The 18963-nt window shown below is 72.3% G+C and carries 16 protein-coding genes and 1 pseudogene; 8 read left to right on the forward strand and 9 right to left on the reverse strand.

Annotated elements, in window-relative coordinates; all coding sequences use genetic code 11:
* Together IO30_RS46810 and IO30_RS0107775 are read right to left on the reverse strand one after the other, a co-directional pair.
* Positions 1-98, reverse strand: a pseudogene (locus tag IO30_RS46810) (class II glutamine amidotransferase); the annotation flags it as partial.
* A 64-nt stretch (positions 99-162) separates the two neighbouring features.
* Complete coding sequence (locus tag IO30_RS0107775; RefSeq protein ID WP_308443087.1) at positions 163-1380, reverse strand: hypothetical protein; 1218 nt, start codon at positions 1378-1380, stop codon at positions 163-165.
* 295 nt (positions 1381-1675) lie between these two features.
* Here IO30_RS0107775 and IO30_RS0107780 point away from each other — a divergent pair, with 295 nt between their 5' ends.
* The 3 genes from IO30_RS0107780 (at position 1676) to IO30_RS0107790 (ending at position 4531) form a co-directional block, all read left to right on the forward strand.
* On the forward strand, positions 1676-2647 hold the full coding sequence (locus tag IO30_RS0107780) for a hypothetical protein (protein ID WP_157853147.1): 972 nt from the start codon (positions 1676-1678) through the stop codon (positions 2645-2647).
* A gap of 120 nt (positions 2648-2767) precedes the next feature.
* Positions 2768-3385, forward strand: a complete 618-nt coding sequence (locus IO30_RS0107785) for an HdeD family acid-resistance protein (RefSeq protein ID WP_051859124.1) — start codon at positions 2768-2770, stop codon at positions 3383-3385.
* Positions 3386-3436: 51 nt separating this feature from the next.
* Positions 3437-4531 (forward strand): carboxylate-amine ligase, encoded by a 1095-nt coding sequence (locus tag IO30_RS0107790; protein ID WP_031140647.1) that lies wholly within the window; start codon positions 3437-3439, stop codon positions 4529-4531.
* A gap of 6 nt (positions 4532-4537) precedes the next feature.
* Here the strand turns inward: IO30_RS0107790 and IO30_RS0107795 are convergent, their stop codons facing one another.
* Positions 4538-4813 (reverse strand): isoamylase early set domain-containing protein, encoded by a 276-nt coding sequence (locus IO30_RS0107795; RefSeq protein ID WP_031140649.1) that lies wholly within the window; start codon positions 4811-4813, stop codon positions 4538-4540.
* A gap of 160 nt (positions 4814-4973) precedes the next feature.
* Positions 4974-5438 carry a DUF6325 family protein gene (locus IO30_RS0107800; protein WP_031140651.1) on the reverse strand — a complete coding sequence of 155 codons (465 nt, stop codon included), beginning with the start codon at positions 5436-5438 and terminating at the stop codon, positions 4974-4976.
* Positions 5439-5992: 554 nt separating this feature from the next.
* Here IO30_RS0107800 and IO30_RS0107805 point away from each other — a divergent pair.
* The 4 genes from IO30_RS0107805 to IO30_RS0107820 all read left to right on the forward strand — a co-directional run bounded on the left by IO30_RS0107805 (position 5993) and on the right by IO30_RS0107820 (position 13343).
* Positions 5993-7456 carry a xanthine dehydrogenase small subunit gene (locus IO30_RS0107805; protein ID WP_031140653.1) on the forward strand — a complete coding sequence of 488 codons (1464 nt, stop codon included), beginning with the start codon at positions 5993-5995 and terminating at the stop codon, positions 7454-7456.
* The gene (gene xdhB / locus IO30_RS0107810; protein ID WP_031140655.1) at positions 7453-9852 is read left to right on the forward strand and encodes a xanthine dehydrogenase molybdopterin binding subunit; all 2400 of its coding nucleotides are present in this window, start codon (positions 7453-7455) and stop codon (positions 9850-9852) included. Before IO30_RS0107805 ends, xdhB begins: the two co-directional genes overlap by 4 nt.
* A gap of 1 nt (position 9853) precedes the next feature.
* The gene (gene xdhC / locus IO30_RS0107815) at positions 9854-10720 is read left to right on the forward strand and encodes a xanthine dehydrogenase accessory protein XdhC (protein WP_051902024.1); all 867 of its coding nucleotides are present in this window, start codon (positions 9854-9856) and stop codon (positions 10718-10720) included.
* A gap of 163 nt (positions 10721-10883) precedes the next feature.
* On the forward strand, positions 10884-13343 hold the full coding sequence (locus tag IO30_RS0107820; RefSeq protein WP_031140659.1) for a SpoIIE family protein phosphatase: 2460 nt from the start codon (positions 10884-10886) through the stop codon (positions 13341-13343).
* Between the two features lie 39 nt (positions 13344-13382).
* On the opposite strand, the gene IO30_RS0107825 is transcribed toward IO30_RS0107820, so the two are convergent.
* On the reverse strand, positions 13383-13991 hold the full coding sequence (locus tag IO30_RS0107825) for a TetR/AcrR family transcriptional regulator (RefSeq protein ID WP_031140661.1): 609 nt from the start codon (positions 13989-13991) through the stop codon (positions 13383-13385).
* Positions 13992-14198: 207 nt separating this feature from the next.
* On the opposite strand from IO30_RS0107825, the gene IO30_RS0107835 reads away from it, so the two are divergent.
* The gene (locus tag IO30_RS0107835) at positions 14199-15044 is read left to right on the forward strand and encodes an NAD(P)H-binding protein (protein ID WP_031140663.1); all 846 of its coding nucleotides are present in this window, start codon (positions 14199-14201) and stop codon (positions 15042-15044) included.
* Between the two features lie 59 nt (positions 15045-15103).
* On the opposite strand, the gene IO30_RS0107840 is transcribed toward IO30_RS0107835, so the two are convergent.
* The 4 genes from IO30_RS0107840 to IO30_RS47590 form a co-directional block, all read right to left on the reverse strand.
* Positions 15104-15832, reverse strand: coding sequence for a GAF and ANTAR domain-containing protein (locus tag IO30_RS0107840; protein ID WP_031140665.1), 729 nt, complete (start codon positions 15830-15832; stop codon positions 15104-15106).
* Positions 15833-15837: 5 nt separating this feature from the next.
* On the reverse strand, positions 15838-16569 hold the full coding sequence (locus tag IO30_RS0107845) for an ANTAR domain-containing protein (RefSeq protein WP_157853149.1): 732 nt from the start codon (positions 16567-16569) through the stop codon (positions 15838-15840).
* A gap of 383 nt (positions 16570-16952) precedes the next feature.
* The gene (locus IO30_RS0107850) at positions 16953-18656 is read right to left on the reverse strand and encodes a hypothetical protein (RefSeq protein WP_051902028.1); all 1704 of its coding nucleotides are present in this window, start codon (positions 18654-18656) and stop codon (positions 16953-16955) included.
* Positions 18653-18778 (reverse strand): hypothetical protein, encoded by a 126-nt coding sequence (locus tag IO30_RS47590; RefSeq protein ID WP_272933188.1) that lies wholly within the window; start codon positions 18776-18778, stop codon positions 18653-18655. Before IO30_RS47590 ends, IO30_RS0107850 begins: the two co-directional genes overlap by 4 nt.
* Between the last annotated feature and the right edge of the window lie 185 nt (positions 18779-18963).

The raw sequence follows: 18963 nt of genomic DNA on the forward strand, positions 1-18963 counted from the left end.
TTCGAGTGCAGGCTCTGGTCGATCAGCGAATGAGCCGGTTTGTACAGGATGGTGTCGAGCAGCATGGGTGTTCCCGAGTACGCGAGCCATCGGCACATGTGCGATCACCTCCCTGCCATTCTCACGGGCCCTTCTGGTAACCGCCACGCAGGCGGCGGCGGGCTACCGGCCTGCCGGGCGCTCCGTCCTCGTGGTCTGGCGGCCGCCGGCCGCCAGCAGTGCCAGTACGGCGAGCACGGCGAGGAGGATGAGGACCAGCAGCAGGACGGTGAGCACCGTGGGGTGGTTCCACAGGGCGAACACGAGGGCGATGACGAGCAGCACTCCGGTGGTGATCCAGCGCCGGTTGGCCTCCACCCACGTGCCGGCCCGCCCGGTGTGCACTCCGTGGGAGGCGCCCCACCCGGCGGCGGAGTCCGCGGCGCGTTCCGCCGTGCCCCGTACCCCGCGCGGCAGCCGGCCGGCACCGGACAGGTAGGCGCCGAGGGCCACCACGATCCCGAGGACGATCGCGGTGCGGATGCTGACCCTCAGGAACCGCACGAGCGTGTCGAAGACGGCCGCTGCGGCGGCGGGCGACTGGACCTGTTCCGGGAGGTGGTCGAGGTAGTAACGGCGGGCGATGACCAGGCCGATGGCGAGGATCAGGCAGGCGGCGGCCGCGCACAGCATGGTGGTGACCAGCGCGCGGCGCCGGCGCCGCGCGAGCAGCACCCCCGCCACCCCGAGGAGCACGGTGAGCACCGGCAGCCAGTTGCCGAGGACGTCGAGGAGGTGGACGGCGCTTCTGATCTTGGCCAGTTTGTCGGACTGGAAGAGGACCATCTGCTTGTCGACCTCGGGGATCTTCTCCGCGGGGGCCAGCCCGGCCTTCACGAGGTCCTCCTTGACCCTCTCCACGGCTTCCCCGACGTCGAGTGTGACGGTGCCGCCCTCGACCCCCACCGCGCCACGGCCCTGGCCGGTCAGCGCGTGCACCACCGCGGAGTGCGCGGCACGGTTGGCGGTCGTCCAGACCTTCTCGAAGCGGTCGCTCTCCACGAAACGGGTCGCCACCTTGGACACCGCCGCGTCGGCGGCCGAGTCCAGCTGCGGGCCCAACGCCTTGACCGCCGTGCCGACGCGGGGCGGCAGCCCCTGCGATTCGAGCCATTTCGCGAGGTCGGCCGTGACCTGGGCGCCGTCGACGCGGACATCGGCCGCGTCGGTGATGCGGCGTACGGAGGCCGCTTCGATCGCCGGGTCGGAGGCGAGGGGGGAGACGGTGGACACGTACCGGTCGGTGTCCAGCACGATGTCGTGCACCCAGACCGTGAGGAGCGAGAGGGGGACGAGGATGCAGGTGAGCGTGATCAGCACCGCCGAGACGGTGCTCTTCACGATCCGCCCACCACGCGATCCACCCGCCCGGACCGGTGCGGGCGCCCCGGCGGACGCACCGGCGGGCGGCTGTGCGGGCGGCTCGGGCGGGACACTCATAACGCTCCCTGGGGACGGCTGAGGCGAAAGTCCGGCTACCGGCCATTGCACACCTGGCTCCAGGGATCCGCGCGTTCTGTTGCGCCCACCGTGGCAAGGGCAAGCGCAGCGGGCTGCTGTCCTCCGGCGGCTCCACCGGTGGCTCGTTAGGCTGGCAGTGAGACCTCCGCACCACTCGTACGACTGGAGGCGTCGCGTGTCCCCTCACCTGCCGCCCAGCCCGACCCGAACGGCTGTCGTGGCCGTGTGCGTGGCCGCCCTGGCCGCTGCGCCGTCGGGCCCCGCGCTCGCGTTCACCGGTGGCAACCACGAGACGGTCACACGGGCGGCCCTGCCCTGGGAGCCGGCCACCCTGTCAGCGATGGCGGATGCCCGTGACGGGGCGGTCAACGCCGACGACCACGGCGGATACTTCCTCTCCGGTCCGCTCCACTGCGACAACGCCGACTACCTCGCGGCCCGCTACGGCCAGGACTATCCCCGCAGCCGGGACGAGGCCACCACCGAGCTCCTCGCCTGCATCGGTACCTCCGTCGCCCGCTTCCGCAACGCGGTCCGGGCGGCCGACGGCCTCGTCGACGCCGACGGCAAGGTCAGGGCCGACCAGAGCGACCTGTCCTCCCCCTCCCCCTGTGTGTGGAACGAGGCGCCCACCCGCGCCAAGTGCGCGGTCCTGGAACAGCTCGGCCGGGGCTGGCACCCGATCCAGGACTTCTACTCGCACTCGAACTGGTCCGACCGGGCCGCGCCCGGTCCCGTCGGCCTCGACAACCCTCCCGGACTGGCACGTACCGATGTCGCACCCTTCTTCGACATCCGCCGCTACAGCGCCATGAAGGACGCCGACTGGACCCGGGACGCACGCACCCGGATACCCGTGGACCTCACCACCGGCTGCTATTCCGACATCGACTCCACCGGCGTGAAGTCCGCGGACTGCGCCGGCCGCGTCACCCACAACCGTGACCTGAACAAGGACACGGCCGCGTCCCGCCGCTCCAGAACCGGCGACAACTTCGCCCGCGCCACCTCCGGGGCCACCGCCGAGACCACCCGCCAGTGGAACGACTTCAAGGCCGAGCTGCGCGCGGCCTATCCGGACCATCGGCGCGGCGAGCAGATGGCCTGCGCCCTGGTCCACGACGACCCGGCATCGAGTTGCCCCTGAACGGCCGGGGCCGCGCCAGCTGTGACATACCGGCTTAAAATGGGCCTGACAGGTGGACAAGGCATGTCCGATGGCTTCGAAGGGCCCCGCAGGGCCGTTCGGCCGACCCCGGAGGCCCTGATGGCCGTATCCCCCGACGCAGCACCGCACCGCAGGCAGAGCAGCGATCCCGAGGACGTCCTCAGACAGCTCGGAGGCTCCTGGCACTGGGCGCTCGGCATCGCACTCGCGACCCTGATCCCGGGCATCCTCGTACTCGTCTGGCCCGACGAGACGCTGCACATCCTGGCCGTGATCCTCGGTCTCCAGCTCCTGGTGGCCGGTGGCTTCCGGTTCGTCACGGCGTTCTCGCACGGCGGCGACGGGGGCGGCAGCAGACTGGCCGGAATCCTGATCGCCATGCTGGCCTTCCTCGCCGGGGTGCTGGTCCTGCGGCATCCGATGCAGACGGTCGGCGCGCTGTCGCTGATCGTCGGAGTGTTCTGGCTGCTGACCGGGGTGCTCACGGCGTACGTGGCGATCGCCGACCGCACGCTCGTCCACCGCGGCCTGCTCTTCGCCCTCGGCGCCCTCGGCACCGTCGCCGGGATCGTCGTGCTCTGCTTCCCGGTGGACTCCGCGGTCGCCCTGACCCGGCTGCTGGGACTGTGGCTCGTCCTGCTCGGCGTGTTCGAAGTGGTGATGGCTTTCGCCCTGCGCTCCGCCACCCGCCGGATCACGCCCACGCCTCCTGGGTGAGCGGCGGCCGTCGACCGACTCGCGCCCCCTGAGTGAGGGTAGCCACACATCATGATCACTTTTGGGGTCGAAGAGGAGTACCTGCTGGTCCACCCGGAGACGCTCCTCCCCACTCCGCTCGTGCAGGACGTGCGTGCCACGGCACGCCTGGCGCCGATCGCGGACGAGCGCGAGGTCCAGGACGAGCTGCTGCAGGCGCAGATCGAGGTCGCCACCCCGGTGTGCACGGCCTTGGAGGAGGTGGGCGGACATCTCCTGCGGCTGCGTCACGCGGTCGCATCCGCCGCGCAGGAGAACGGCTGCCGCATCGCGGTCTCCGCCACCGCGCCGGTCAGGGGCGTGGCCCCCGTACCCGTCACCGGCACGCCCAGGTACCTGAAGATGGCGGGCGAGGCCCGCTTGCTGGTGGACGAACAGCTGATCTGCGGGATGCACGTACACGTGGGCGTGCCGGACCGGGAGACCGGGGTGGCCGTCCTGAACCGGCTGCGCGTCTGGCTTCCGACACTGCTGGCCATGTCCGCGAACGGTCCCCTGTGGGACGGGCGGGACACCGGCTTCGCCAGCTGGCGCACGATCGTCTTCGGCCGCTGGCCCGTCAGCGGACCGCCCCCGTACTTCGCGGGAGCCGCGGACTACGAGGCGCGGGCCGACGGGCTGCTGGAATCAGGGGTGATCCCCGACCGGGGGCAGATGTACTGGCAGGCCCGGCTCTCCGAGCGGTACCCGACGGTCGAGGTGCGCTGCTGCGACGTGCAGTTGGAGGCGGACGACGCCGTCATGCTCGCCGGGGTCATCCGCGGGCTGGCCGCCACCGCGATCGCCGAGGAGAAGGCGGGGGTCGCTCCGGCGCTGTGCCGGCCCGAGGTCCTGCAGGCCGCGACGTGGCACGCGGCCCGGCACGGGATGAGCGGCACGCTGGTGGACCCGGCCGGACGGATGCGCAGCAGCGGGGACGTGCTGTGCATGCTGTTGCGGCACATCGCGCCCGCGCTGGAGGAGAACGGTGACTTCCGCGAGGTGAGCTCGCTCGTCCACCGGCTCCTCCAGCAGGGCACCGCGGCGGACCGTCAGCGCCGGGCGCTGGCCGAAGCCGGTCTGCCGGCCCTCTCGGCCCTGATCACGGCAGGATCCACCACCGCGTGAGGTGCCTCAGGTGTGCAGGCGGCTGTTGTTACCGTCGTGGGCGTCCGCGGTCTCGTCGTCGAACCAGTAGTCGCCCGCGGCCAGGTAGCGGAAGGAGTGGACGCTCTTGCCCGGCAGGGCGACGGTGACGGCGCGCATCCCGTCGCGCCTCGGGGCCAGGGTATGGGTGCCCGGCTGCCAGTCGTTGAAGTCTCCGACGACGCTGACGGGGCCGGGCGGGGTGTCGGCGGGCAGGACGAAGGTGACCTCGGTGCGGTCCTTGCGCTGCTTGCGTTCGAGCACGGGGAAGGGCTCCTGACGGCAGGGCGGGTAGGTGTGCCCATGCTCGGCCTGCCGCCGCTGGTCGGCGGGGGACACGGCCGGGAGCCGCCGCGGCTTCACTCGCCCGGCGCTGCACCGGAGGGCGGGCCGGTCCTCCGACCGGCCCGGACCGCGGGCCCTCTCACTGCGGCGGGCGGTCCCCGGCGGCGGCTTCCTCCGCGTCGAGGGAGGCCAGGATGGCCTGCACGGGGATGCGTCCGCTCGCCACCATCTGGGCACCACTGCGGCGCAGGGCCCGGGCGAAGGGGGCGGCCCACCGGTTCTCGTACACCAGGATCGCGGCCGCGCTCCCGGGCTGGAGGGCGTTGCCGGCGTCGTCGAGGTCGTCCTGGTCGAGCAGTTCGGAGGACACGCCGTCGAAGACGGTCAGGCCCAGTGCGTCCGCGTCGTCGCCGAGTGCGGTGAGCTCCAGGGCGGTCACGGTGCCGTCGGCGTCCTTCCGTACGAACCGGAGGTCCAGGAGGCGGATGAGGCCCTTGTCCACCAGGTCGATCAGCAGGGGGAACGCCTCGCCCGTCATCCGGTTCCCGGGGAACTCGACGACCAGGTAGTCGACCGGGCCCATGTCTTCGATGTCGTCGCTCATGAGCACTCCTTGCGTGGGGGCCGCGGGCCGGCGGTGTTCCTGCGGGAACGGGTTCCCGCAGGCGACGCAATCGTGCGGTGGCGGCGGACGCAGCTCTGTTCTCATTGCAGCATCCGCCGTACGGCCCCGCACCTTCGCGCCGGGCGGGCTGGATGCGCCTACGAGAACTCCGACGGCGGAGCGGCCTGAGTTCGTGGAATCCACCGACATCGGCACTTGACCGGCGAACCTGCGGCAACGTAACTTCGAGCGCACCGACTCGTGGGCCACTGGAAGGAGGCGAAGCCGGATGTCGACCATCTCCGAACTGCTGCGCCTCGCTCACCAGATCGCGTGGGCCCCGGGCCGCGTAGCACACGGCTGCTGAACAGCCCCTTCCCGGCGTGCCCGATCGCGGCCCCGGAACCTCTCCACCTCTGTCACCACTCACGGCACATCTCTGCGTGCCGATCTGTCGCGCTCCGGGTCATCGAGCTGCGCCACTGAAAGAGAAAGCACCTTCACATGGCGACTAGGACAGTCATATCCACCGCCCGCCGGAACGAGGACCTGTCATGGTAGCGGCGCGGATCACGGTCAACGGGAAAGAGACCCCGATCGCACCGGCCGCACCCCACACCACGGTGCTGGACTTCCTGCGCGAGCGCGGCCTCACCGGCACCAAGGAGGGCTGCGCGGAGGGCGAATGCGGCGCCTGTTCGGTGCTGGTGGCCCGGCCCGGGGTGAACAGCCCCACGGACTGGGTGGCGGTCAACGCCTGCCTGGTCCCGGCCGCCGCCCTCGACGGTCAGGAGGTCATCACCTCCGAAGGCCTCGCCACCCCCGGCGAAGCCGGTGCGCCCGCCGCGCTGCACCCCGTACAGGAGGAGATGGCCGTCCGCGGCGGCTCCCAATGCGGGTACTGCACACCGGGGTTCATCTGCAGCATGGCCTCCGAGTACTACCGGCCCGACCGCTGCGCCCACCCGGATCCGGCCGACGGCGCCGATCCCGAGCACGGTCCGAACGGCTTCGACCTGCACGCGCTGAGCGGAAACCTCTGCCGCTGCACCGGCTACCGCCCCATCCGCGATGCCGCGTTCGCCGTCGGTACGCCCGCCGAGGACGACCCCCTGGCCCGGCGTCGCGAGCAGTCACCGCCCGCACCGGCCGCCACCGCCTACGCCCAGGGCGACAGCGAGTTCCTCCGGCCGGGCACGCTGGCCGATGCGCTGCGGCTCCTGCGCGAGCGCCCCGACGCGGTGGCCGTCGCCGGAAGCACCGACTGGGGCGTGGAGGTGAACATCCGTTCCCGCCGGGCGCCTTGCGTGGTCGCGGTCGACCGGCTGCCCGAACTGACGCAACTGCGCGTCGGATCCGACCGCGTCGAGATCGGGGCGGCGCTGACGCTCACGGAGATCGAACGCCGCCTCGACGGCAGCGTCCCGCTCCTGGCGCAGCTGTTCCCGCAGTTCGCCTCCCGCCTCGTCCGCAACAGTGCGACCCTCGGCGGGAACCTCGGTACCGGGTCCCCCATCGGCGACAGCCCGCCGGTGCTCCTCGCCCTGGAGGCCTCGCTGGTGCTCGCCGACGCCGACGGTGAGCGCGAGGTCCCCCTGGCCGACTACTTCACCGGCTACCGGCAGAGCGTGCGCCGTCCCGGCGAGCTGATCCGCGCGGTGCGCATCCCGCTGCCGCTGTCGCCGGTCACCGCCTTCCACAAGATCGCCAAACGGCGTTTCGACGACATCTCCAGCGTGGCGGTCGCCTTCGCCCTCGACATCGAGGACGGGATCGTACGCAAGGCACGCATCGGTCTCGGCGGCGTGGCCGCCACCCCGATCCGCGCCCTCGCCACCGAGGCGGCCCTGGAGGGCAGGCCGTGGGAGGCCCAGACCGTCGAGGCCGCGGCCCTGGTGCTGCAGGCCCAGGGGACACCGATGGACGATCACCGCGCCAGCGCCGGCTACCGCTCCGCGATGCTCGGCCAGAGCCTGCTGAAGATGTACGCGCAGACCACCGAGGAGGTGTCGTCATGAGCCATCTGTCCGAACGGCCCGAGAAGCCCGTGGTCGGCGTTTCGATGCCGCACGAGAGCGCCGACCTGCACGTCACCGGCGCCGCGCTCTACACCGACGACCTGGTGCACCGCACCAAGGACGTACTGCACGCCCACCCGGTCCAGGTCATGAAGGCCCACGGCAGGATCACCGCACTGCGCACCGCGCCCGCGCTGGCCGTGCCCGGTGTCGTCCGCGTGCTGACGGGGGCCGACGTACCCGGGGTCAACGACGCCGGGATGAAGCACGACGAACCGCTGTTCCCCGACGAGGTCATGTTCCACGGCCACGCGGTCGCCTGGGTCCTCGCCGAGACCCTGGAGGCGGCCCGGCTCGGTGCGGAGGCCGTCGAGGTGGAACTCGACGAGAAGCCCTCCGTGATCACGCTCGGGGAAGCGATCGCGGCGGAAAGCTTCCACGGCGCCCGGCCGTTGATGCTGACCGGCGACGTCGATGCGGGCTTCGAGGACTCCGCGCACGTGTTCACCGGCGAGTTCCAGTTCTCCGACCAGGAACACTTCTATCTCGAGACGCACGCGGCGCTGGCCCTCGTCGACGAGAACGGGCAGATGTTCGTCCAGAGCAGCACCCAGCATCCCTCGGAGACGCAGGAGATCGTCGCGCACGTCCTCGGCCTGCACAGCCACGAGGTGACCGTGCAGTGCCTGCGGATGGGCGGCGGCTTCGGCGGCAAGGAGATGCAGCCGCACGGGTTCGCGGCCGTCGCCGCGCTCGGCGCCAGGCTGACCGGCCGGCCGGTCCGGGTGCGGCTCACCCGGACCCAGGACCTGACCATGTCCGGCAAGCGCCACGGGTTCCACGCCACATGGAAGATCGGCTTCGACTCCGAGGGCCGCATCCAGGCCCTGGACGCCACCCTGACCGCCGACGGCGGCTGGAGCCTGGACCTGTCCGAGCCCGTGGTGGCCCGCGCGCTGTGCCACATCGACAACACGTACTGGATTCCCAACGCCCGCATCGCGGGCCGCATCGCCAAGACCAACAAGGTGTCCAACACCGCCTTCCGCGGCTTCGGCGGACCGCAGGGCATGCTGGTGATCGAGGACATCATGGGCCGGTGCGCACCCCTGCTCGGCCTGGATCCGATGGAGCTGCGCGAGCGCAACTTCTACCGGCAGGGCCAGTCGACGCCGTACGGACAGCCGGTTCCGCGCCCCGAACGGATCTCCACCGTCTGGCGGCAGGTCCACGACGACGCGGCCGTCACCGACCGCAAGCGCGAGATCGCCGCCTTCAACGCCGCGCACCCCGACACCAAGCGGGCACTCGCGCTCACCGGGATCAAGTTCGGGATCTCGTTCAACCTCACCGCCTTCAACCAGGCCGGTGCGCTGGTGCTGGTCTACAAGGACGGCTCGGTCCTGATCAACCACGGCGGCACCGAGATGGGGCAGGGCCTGCACACCAAGATGCTCCAGGTGGCCGCGACCACGCTCGGCATCCCGCTGCACAAGGTGCGCCTCGCCCCGACGCGCACGGACAAGGTGCCCAACACCTCGGCCACCGCCGCCAGCGCCGGCACGGACCTCAACGGCGCCGCGGTCAAGAACGCCTGCGAGCAGATCCGCGAGCGGCTGCTCCAGGTGGCCGGCACCCAACTGGGCGCGAACGCCTCGGACGTGCGCATCGTCGAGGGCGTCGCACGCGTCCTCGGCAACGACGAGGAGCTGGCCTGGGACGACCTGGTGCGCACCGCGTACTTCCAGCGCGTCCAGTTGTCGGCGGCCGGTTTCTACCGGACCGAGGGCCTGCACTGGGACGCGAAGGCCTTCCAGGGCTCACCGTTCAAGTACTTCTCCTACGGCGCCGCCGCGGCCGAGGTGGAGGTGGACGGCTTCACCGGCGCGTACCGCATCCGGCGGGTGGACATCGTGCACGACGTCGGCGACAGCCTCTCCCCGATGATCGACATAGGTCAGGTCGAGGGCGGTTTCGTGCAGGGTGCGGGCTGGCTGACCCTTGAGGACCTGCGCTGGGACGCGGGTGACGGGCCGAACCGCGGCCGTCTGCTGACCCAGGCGGCGAGCACGTACAAGCTGCCGAGCTTCTCGGAGATGCCCGAGGAGTTCAACGTCAGGCTGCTGGAGAACGCCACCGAGGAGGGTGCGGTCTACGGCTCCAAGGCGGTCGGTGAGCCCCCGCTGATGCTGGCCTTCTCCGTACGGGAGGCCCTGCGGCAGGCCGCCGCTGCGTTCGGGCCCGCCGGAGCCAGCGTGGAACTCGCCTCCCCCGCGACACCCGAGGCGGTGTACTGGGCGATCGAAGGAGCCCGTAGGGGCGGCGCGCGACACGGCGGCGACGCGCCCGACGGCAGCGGGGTCCCGACCGACGCAAGTGCTTTGAGCAATGCCTGACATGAGCTGGGTGGCCGCGGTCGCGCGGTTGCGGGCACGCCGGGAACCCGGCGTGCTCGTGACCGTCGCGACCGTGCGCGGCCACGCGCCCCGCCGCGCCGGTGCCAAACTCGTCGTGGGCCGGACCGAGACGTGGGGTTCGATCGGCGGCGGCAACATCGAGGCCGTCGCCATCGACCGGGCGCGCGAGCTGAACGGCACGCCCGGTCCGGAGCCGGAGCTGATGGAATTCGCCCTCAACGACAAGGTCACCGGCCGGCACGGCGTGCAGTGCTGCGGTGGAGCCGTCACCGTGCTGCTCGAACCGCTGCCGGTGGTCGAAGCGGTGGCGGTCTTCGGCGTCGGGCACGTCGGACTGGAACTGGCGCGCATCCTGGCCCGCCACCACCTCGACCTGCACCTGATCGACACCCGCCCCGACATGCTCACCGAGGAGCGGCTCTCCGTGCTCGCGGACGCGGTGGCGCAGGTCCACGTGCACCACAGCCTGCTGCTTCCGGAGGAGGTGCTCACCGAGCTGCCGCCCGGCACCCACGTCCTGGTCATGACCCACGACCACGCCGAGGACGCCGCGCTCTGCGACGCCGCCCTGCGCACCCCCGGCCTCGGGTCGATCGGCTTGATCGGCTCGGCCGCCAAATGGGCACGCTTCCGGCAACGCCTGGCCACCGAGGGCGGCCACGACGCCGCCACGATCGACCGGATCAAGACCCCGATCGGGATCGCCGGGATCACCGGGAAGGAACCCGCCACGATCGCGGTGAGCGTCGCGGCGGACCTGCTGCGGACCTTCGAGGAGGCCCGCCACCGGGAGGTGCCGGACACGGTCGCCGCAGTGCCGCACGCTCCCGTCGCCGGTATCGCCTGAGCGGCACCGCGCGCCTGCGGCGGCCGTCCTCCGCCCGGGCCGGGCTCGCGCGACACTGGTGGGTGAGGCCTGAAGCGGTACCGGATGGCGCAACGCCTCTGGCTCCCGTTCCGGACATGGACCAGCATGAGGACAGCGGGACCGGCGGACGAGATGGGCACGCATGCGCGCCAGTGAGAGCAACCAGGACTATCCCTTCGCCGTCACGAACACGGCCGCGGCCCTGCTGGACGGTGCCGGGACGGTCGTCGCCTGGACACCGGCGGCCGAAGCCCTCCTGGAGCGCACGTCCACGGAAGTGTGCGGCCGCCACGTACGGGACCTCCTGGCGGATGCGGGCAGCTGGGAAGCGGTCCTGGCCCAGGCCCGGGGCAGGCAGCCGCGGCAGGAGGGGTGGGAGGGCCGGGCCACGCTGCGGCACGGCACGGGACGCGAGCTGGCGATCGGCTTCCGCGTCATCCCGCTGAACGACGGCGCGGGCGCGGACGCGGCCCGCTGCCTCGTCCTGGGGGCGCCCCTGGAGCTGGTCGCCCAGTGGCGGCAGGACCACGCCTTCACCCAGGAACTGTTCCTGCAGGGCCGGGTGGGGCTGGCCGTCTTCGACGCGGACCTGCGCCTGCTGCGGACGAACACGCACCTGCTGCCGTACACCGGGGTGCCCGTCGCGCTGAACGGCCGGCGCCTGGCCGACTTCCTGTGGGCCGAGGACGCGCGGATCATCGACGAGCGGCTGCGGGAGGTCATGCGCACCGGGACGCCTCTCGTCGGTTTCGAGACGACCGTGCGCACCCTGGACGACCCGAGGGGCGGCCGGGTCGTGACCGTCCAGGCGTTCCGGCTCCAGGAGCCCGACGGAGATCCGATGGGTGTGGCGGCGGTGTTCACCGACGTCACGGACCACGAGCGGTCCCGTCGGCGCCTCGACCTGCTGTACCGGGCGACCGGGGCGCTGGGCGGTTCCCTGTCCGTCCCGCGCACGGTCGAGGACCTGGTCGAGGTCCTGGTGCCCACGTTCGGCGACTGCGCCGCGGTGGATCTCGCGGAGACCGTGCTGACCGGTGGTGAACCACCCGCCGACGGGCACCACGCACTGCCCCTGATCCGGATGGCCGTCGCCGGAGCGGAGGCGGACGCGCTGCGTACGGGTACGACCCACTTCACGGCGACGGAGGCGGGCATGCCGCTGCCCGTCGCGCCCGGTGCGCGGGAGTGCCAGGGCGAGCTGGTCACACGCCTCGGAACCCCGTCCGCGGGGTCAGGGGACGACGCGGCCCCGGAGTGGGCCACCGCCGTCCCGGGTGCGCATTCGGCCATGACGGCGCCGCTGTGCGCCCGCGGCATCATGTTCGGGAGGCTCACGCTCTGGCGCACGGGGGACGCGTCCCCGCTGGACGAGGAGGACCTGGCGCTCCTGGAGGAGGTCGCCGTCCGCGCGGCGGTCGCCGTGGACAACGCGCGGCGCTACACCAAGGAACGCCGTACCGCGGTGGGCCTGCAGCGCAGCCTCCTGCCTCCGGCCACCTCGGAAAGGCCCGCACTGGAAGCCGCCGGCCTCTACCTGCCCGCCGATGCGGACAGCGGGGTGGGCGGCGACTGGTTCGACGTCATCCCGCTGTCGTCGGCCCGGGTCGCCCTGGTGGTCGGGGACGTCGCCGGTCACGGGCTGCACGCCACGGCCATGATGGGGCGCCTGCGCAGCGCCGTACGGGCGATGGCGGACCTGGAACTGGAGCCCGAGGAGCTGCTGGCGCACGTGGACGACATGGTCCTGCAGGTCGTCGCCGAGGCCGAGAGCGAGGACCCGGAGGACGCCGACGCGGGCACTCCGGTGCCCAGCGGACCGGCCGGGGCCACCTGCCTGTACGCCGTCTACGACCCGGTCACCCGCAATTGCGTCATGGCCAGCGCCGGCCACCCGCCGCCGGCCGTGGTCGGCCCGGACGGAACGGTGGAGTACGTCGAGCTGAGCCCCGGCCCTCCCCTGGGGGTCGGTGGCTGGCCCTTCGAACCGGTCGAACGGAACCTGCCCCCGGGAAGCGTCCTCGTCCTGTACACCGACGGCCTCATCGAACGCGGTGAGGGGGACATCGACCAGGGCATGCGCGACCTGGCGGACCGGCTCGTACGGGCGGACGTGCTCGGCCGGCCGCTGCGTCAGGCCCGCCACGACATCGTGGAAGGCCTGCCGCCGGGCAGGCTGAGGGACGACGTCACGCTCCTGCTGGCCCGCACCCGGGTGGTGGAGGCCGGCTCCATCGCGACCTGGCAGCTCGATGCCGACCCGGCGAACGTCGCCGACGCACGCCATCTCGTCCTGGCCCAGCTGACCGCCTGGGACCTCGACGAGCTCGCCTTCAGCACGGAGCTCATCGTCAGCGAGCTGGTCACCAATGCCATTCGCCACGCCGGTGGCCCGGTCCGGCTCCGGCTGATCCGGGCGGACACCCTGACCTGCGAGGTCTCGGACTCCAGCAACACGCAGCCGAGGATGAGGCGTGCCCGGAGCTCCGAGGAGGGCGGTCGCGGCCTGTACATCGTCGCCCAGCTCTCGCACCGCTGGGGCTGCCGCTACACCATGGGCGGCAAGACCGTCTGGTCCGAACAGAGCCTGCCCCTCGCCTGACCGTCCCCTGCGGTCGTTCCCGCGGTGCGGGCGGCGGCCTCACTGCCCGTCGGCCGGTCCCCGTCGCGTGCGGGTGTCGAGGATCCCGGCGATGAACTCGGCCAGCTGCTCGCGCAGTTGCTCACGGGGCACGCCCTTGTCGCCCGCCAGATAGGCGACGAGGTCGGCCCGGGTGGCGGCGAGCAGGGCGTGGGCGGTGAAGTCCGTGCCGGCCGGGCCCGGGATCTGGTCCAGCAGGTCCCGGAGCAGGGTGTGCCACCGCTCGTAGTGCGCGGTCCGGTAGGGACTGTCCGCGCCCGTCCCCTCCAGGGCCAGGGCGAGGTGGCGGTTGTCGAGTTTGAAGCACAGGACGGCGTCCAGCAGGGCGGGCACGCGCTGGAGCGGGGCCGTGGCGGGCCCCAGCGGTGGCGGACCGTCCTCGACGGCGTTCCTGATCGGTTCCAGCCGCGCCTCGTACAGCGCGCCGATCAGCCCGGTCCGGTCCCCGAAGGCCCGGAAGAGCGTCCCCTTGCCGACGCCGGCCGCTGCCGCGATGTCGGCCATGGTCACGTCCCCGGGGCTCGGGCAGTGGGCGAACAGCTCATCGGCGGCGGCGAAGACGGCTGCCCGGTTACGGGCCGCGTCCTTGCGTGGGCTGCGTTCGGGCATCGAGATCCTCCGTTTGCGATCCGGACCGGCGGTCCGTATCGTTCACGAAGAAGCGGACCGCTGGTCCGTATCGTACGGGACGGAGTGCCTCATGCCCGCAACCACCTCACCGGCGGATCCGTACCGCCCCAGTCCGCGCCTGCGCGACTACCGGAACGCCCTCGCCGTCGAGGCGTCCGGGATCGACTTCACGGGGAGCAGCGCCCGATGACCCTCACCCCGGCCGTCCTCGTCACGGGCGCCACCGGCACCACCGGCAGCCGGACCGCCGCGCAGCTGATCGCCGCGGGCCACCGCGTCAAGGCCGCCGGACGCCGGGCCACCCCGTTCCCGGGGGCGGAGCCGGTCCGCTTCGACTGGTACGAAGGCGCCACCTTCGGCGCCGCCCTCGACGGAGTGGACCGTGCCTACCTCGTCCCGCCCGTCGGCGACCCCGATCCGGCCGCGGTCATGATGCCCTTCCTCCGGGAGGCCCGCGCCGCCGGAGTGCGTCGCGTCGTCCTCCTCAGCTCTTCGGCGATCCCTGCGGGCGGCCCGGCGGTCGGGGAGGTCCACCGGGCGCTGCCGGGCCTGTTCGACGAGTGGGCGGTCCTGAGGCCTTCCTGGTTCATGCAGAACTTCACCGGCGAGCACGCCCACGCCGACAGCATCCGCGAGGAGGGGGTCATCCGGACGGCAGCCGGGTCCGGCCGGGTCGGATTCGTCGACGCCGACGACATCGCCGCCGTCGCCGTGCACGCCCTGGCGGCCGACCGGGCGCCCGGCACCGACCTGGTCCTGACCGGGCCGCAGGCCCTCGGCCACGACGACATCGCCGCGATCCTCACCCAGGTCAACGGCCGCCCCGTGGTCCACCGGCACCTGACCTACGAGGAGCTGCGCGACCGCCTGGCCGCAGCGATACCGCAGGAGTTCGCGGCCATGCTGGCCGCCATGGACCGCGCCATCGCAGACGGAGCCGAGGACCGCACCACGGACACCGTCCGCCGCCTCACCGGCCGCCCGCCGAACCCCTTCCGGGTGGTGGCGGAGCGGGAACTGCGCACGGGTTGATTCCCGCACCCTCCCTGCCCCCGCCCCACGGCGGGCGCCCCGGCCACGGCGCGGCTCCGTCAGGTGCGGTCCATGGTCTCGGTGTCGAAGGCGCCCGAGGTGATCTGCGCGGCGAGCTCGGAGAGCTTGATCCGGTTGCTGCGGGCGTGGCGGCGCAGTGCGGTGAAGGCGGTGTCGGGGTCGGTCTGCCAGCGCTCCGCCAGGACGCCCTTCGCCTGTTCGATGGTGATGCGGCTGTTCAGCGCCGCTTCCAGCTGCTGGCGCTCGACGGCATGCCGGTCGATGGTGCGCTGCTGGAGGATGGCGATGGTGGCGACGTCGGCCAGCGCCTGGGCGAGGCGCACGTCGGCGGGGGTGAGGGTCCGGGTGTTCCGGTGGAAGAGGTTGAGCGCGCCGATGACCTGCTGGCGCAGGCTCATGGGCAGGGCGTGGGTGGTGGCGAAGCCGGCCTCGCGGGCGGCGGCGGCGAACGCGGGGAACCCGACGGTGGCCGCAGGGGTGTTGAGGTCGACGTTGAGCCAGGTGTGTCCGGTGCGGTGGCATTCGACGCAGGGGCCCTCGTCGTGCTGGAGGGCGAAGAGTTCCAGCAGCCGTGTGTGCTCGTCGGAAGCGGCGATGAGCTGGAGGGTGTCGCTGTGGTCGACGAGCATGACGCCGACGGCGGAGACATCGAGGAGCTCGACGCAGCGTTCGCACAGCCGTTGCAGGAAGTCGATCAGGTCGTAGTCGTCGAGCATCGTGTCGACGGCTTCGACGACTACTTCCAGAACACGGGTCTCGCGGTTCATGGCCTTCACTCCTTCGTTCGGCCAGATGCGTCCGGCTCCGGTTGTTCTCTGAAATGCACCCGCCTGGCCACCACGTCCGCGGCGACGTCTGCGACGGGGCGGGCGTGGCGGTAGGAGTAGGCGCGCAGGAGCAGCAGGGCCTGGGCGAGGGTGACGCCGGCCTGCACACTGATCATGCCGGTGGCCTGGTGCACGGCCGCCCGGTGGAAGTTCGGGTGTTCCTCCCCAGAGGCGGACTCCTGCGCCGTGGGCGTCTTGTCGAGGATGACGGCGAGCATGGCGGCGGCCAGGAGGCGGGCGTCCAGGAGGGCCGGGGCCGTCACGGGTCCGGGAACGGCGCGCTGGAAGGTCACGGTCCCCAGGCACGCCCCACCCAGGTGCAGGGGCATGCAGAACACGGCCCGTACTCCGAGGGCGACGGCTTCGGCCAGCAGCACCGGCCAGCGGTCCGCGGCCACGCTGTGCAGCTCGGGCTCGGTCACGGCGGTGAGGCGGGCGGCGGCGTCCCAGGCGGGTCCCTGCCCGAGGGTGAACTGCAGGTCCTCGAACGCGGCGCTGACCCCGGGTGAGCACCAGACCAGCTCACTGAAGCCCTGCGCCGTGGTCAGGGACACGGCGACACCGTCGAAACCCAGCACGACCGCGCACTGGGCCGGGTCTCCGCCGAAGAAGTCCGCGCTGCCCGTCCCGGGGCGCAGATCGGCGAGGACTTGCCCCATCCCCGAACTGCTCATCATGCGCCTCACCTCCCCGCCCCGGCTCGCAGGCCGCGAGGTTGTCTCCAGCCTAGACCTGCCTGGTGCCCCCGCAGGCCATTTCAGCCCGCCGGCCGGCTCCGCGGGCCGGTCGTCGCGGTCCGGGAACAGAGGGGAAACGTCACTGCACAAGCATTCGGGTGAATGCGCTGCGTCACGCGGGCGAGCGGGCGGTGACGTTCGTCATCATGGGGTCCGGCTCGCCGTCTCGGGGGCCGGCGCCCTGCCTGTCCGTGTGTCCTGCACGGCTTTTCGGCGCCGGTGGGAGGTGTTGTCGCCGTCGTATGTGGTCACCCAGACCTCGTGACCACGTCCGGTGCCGTACCCCCGAGCCCCTCTCCCCCCAAGGCCCCGTCACCGTCCGGTCAGGGCAGGTGCGCGCCGATGTAGCCGATGTGGATCTGTCCGGTGCGCCCGCTGGTGTCGTCGTAGAGGTGGAGGCGCGGGGCCGGAGGGCGGCCGGAGCCGATGCGGACGTGCTCGCCCATGAAGACCTGCCCCGCGGGGTGGATGGTGCGGGGTACGGGGAAGTAGCGGGCCTCGCGCGGGCGGGCACTGGCCATCAGGCGTTCCGACTCCCCGGGGGCGTGGCGGGTGGCGGGGAAGAGCGTGGCGGCGGCGGGCCAGCGCAGGTAGGCGGCGAGGTGGGGCAGCAGCCGCGGACCGTGTTCGGCCTTCGCCGCGGCATAGCTCTCCAGGGTCTCCAAGGTCTGCCAGGTCCGGCGGATCCAGACCGGCTCGTGGGGGTGGCCGCGCAGGGGGCGGATGGTTTCGGTGATGTCTGCCAGGAGGAGCCGGGCGAACGAATGGCGTGCCTGGTCGGCGAGTTCCTCCCAACCGGACGGCACGGGCGCTCTCTGCGCGGGGACGGGGACGCGGTGGGGCGTGGCGGTCAGCTGTGCCCGCAGGCGGAGGATCTCCTCGGTCTGCGCGTCGAGGAGCTCCTCTGCTGCCTCCACGTCCTGCTCGGAGGCCTCGCGGCGTTCGTCGGCGGCGCGTACGGCGACCAACAGGGCGCCGGAGCCGACCGATTCGGCGAGGGCGGCCAGCCGCGTCTGCACGTCCCGGAGCTGTTCGACCGCCGCGCGCTCGCGGTCCTCGGCCTCGCGGGCGGCCTTCAGCGCGTCGTCGAGCGCGGCCTTGCGGGTGTCCGCCAGGGCCCGTTGGCCGGCGTACTGCGCGGTGAGGGCACCCATGCACAGCCGTTGGTCCGCCAGGGCTGCCAGGACGCGGTCCAGGCGTTCGCGTTCGGATTCCAGGGGCCAGGCGTCGCGCAGTCCGTGGAGCCGGTCGAGGAAGCGGCCGGTCGCGGGCCAGGGCTCGTCCGCGTAGCGGACGACGGCGTCGAGGAGCGGTGCGCGACCGCGGACCGGGTGCCCTTTGACGGTGAGGGCTTCGGGGCGGATCCCGGTCCGGGGCGGCCGGGAGGGCAGGATGAGGGCGCCACCCGGGGGCAGTTGCACGCCGGTCGGTCGCAGGAAACGGTTCACGGCGTGGCGCTGCGCGCCGAAGACCCGGTACTCCAGGACGCGGCCCGTCAGCCCGGGAGGCAGCCCTTCCAGCACGGGGGTGTCCGAGTAGGTGGTGGCGTCGTCGTGGACGAGGACGGTGATCGAACAGGGGCTCGCGGTGGTATCCCGCAACCAGTCGCGCATCGCGGCCGTCGTGGGCACCCGGTTGGGATGGCCGAAGCGGCCCGCGGTGGACTGGTCGCAGACGTCCCACAGCAGCGTCGGGGGCGCGAACAGCGCCAGGGGCGAGGGCCACGACCAGTCCCAGGGCCGGCTCGCCTCGGCTACCAACCGGTAGCGGCATGCGCCCTGTTCCGCAACCTCGCGCACGGCCAGGTGAACCCGTACGGATGCGTCGGCGGCGGCCGGCCACCGGATGTGGAAGTCGGTGCTCTCCTCCTCGGCGGGGACACGGGGGAGGAAGTCCTCGACGGTCCCGGCCGCCTTCAGCGCATCGAGCCGGCCGTGGACCAGCGAGGCGGCTGCCGTTCCCACGAACCAGCCGCTGCAGGCCCAGACCGTCGGGGGCAGGGTGACGGGCCTCGGGGTACCGGTCACGTCCTGATGCCTTGGCGGACGGCGCCGGTGCCGGTGCCGGTGCCGGTGCCGGTGCCGGTGCCGGTGCCGATCACCGAAGCGGCGAGGGCGATCCACCGCACTCGCGGAACGGAACGGGACACAGGATTCTCCTCATGGGTCGGCTCACACCGCAGCAGGCCGGCTGCCCGGGGGCATGACGGTTCTGTCGCCGGGCCCGGAAGCGGCCCGGCGATTCGGCAGGACGTGATGGACAGCCCGCGCGGCGGGTGACGGTCAAGGGTGAGGAGCGAACAGGGCCGGCCGACCACGGGGGCTGGGTCATCGG

Source organism: Streptomyces xanthophaeus (assembly GCF_000725805.1).
GTDB classification, from domain to species: domain Bacteria; phylum Actinomycetota; class Actinomycetes; order Streptomycetales; family Streptomycetaceae; genus Streptomyces; species Streptomyces xanthophaeus.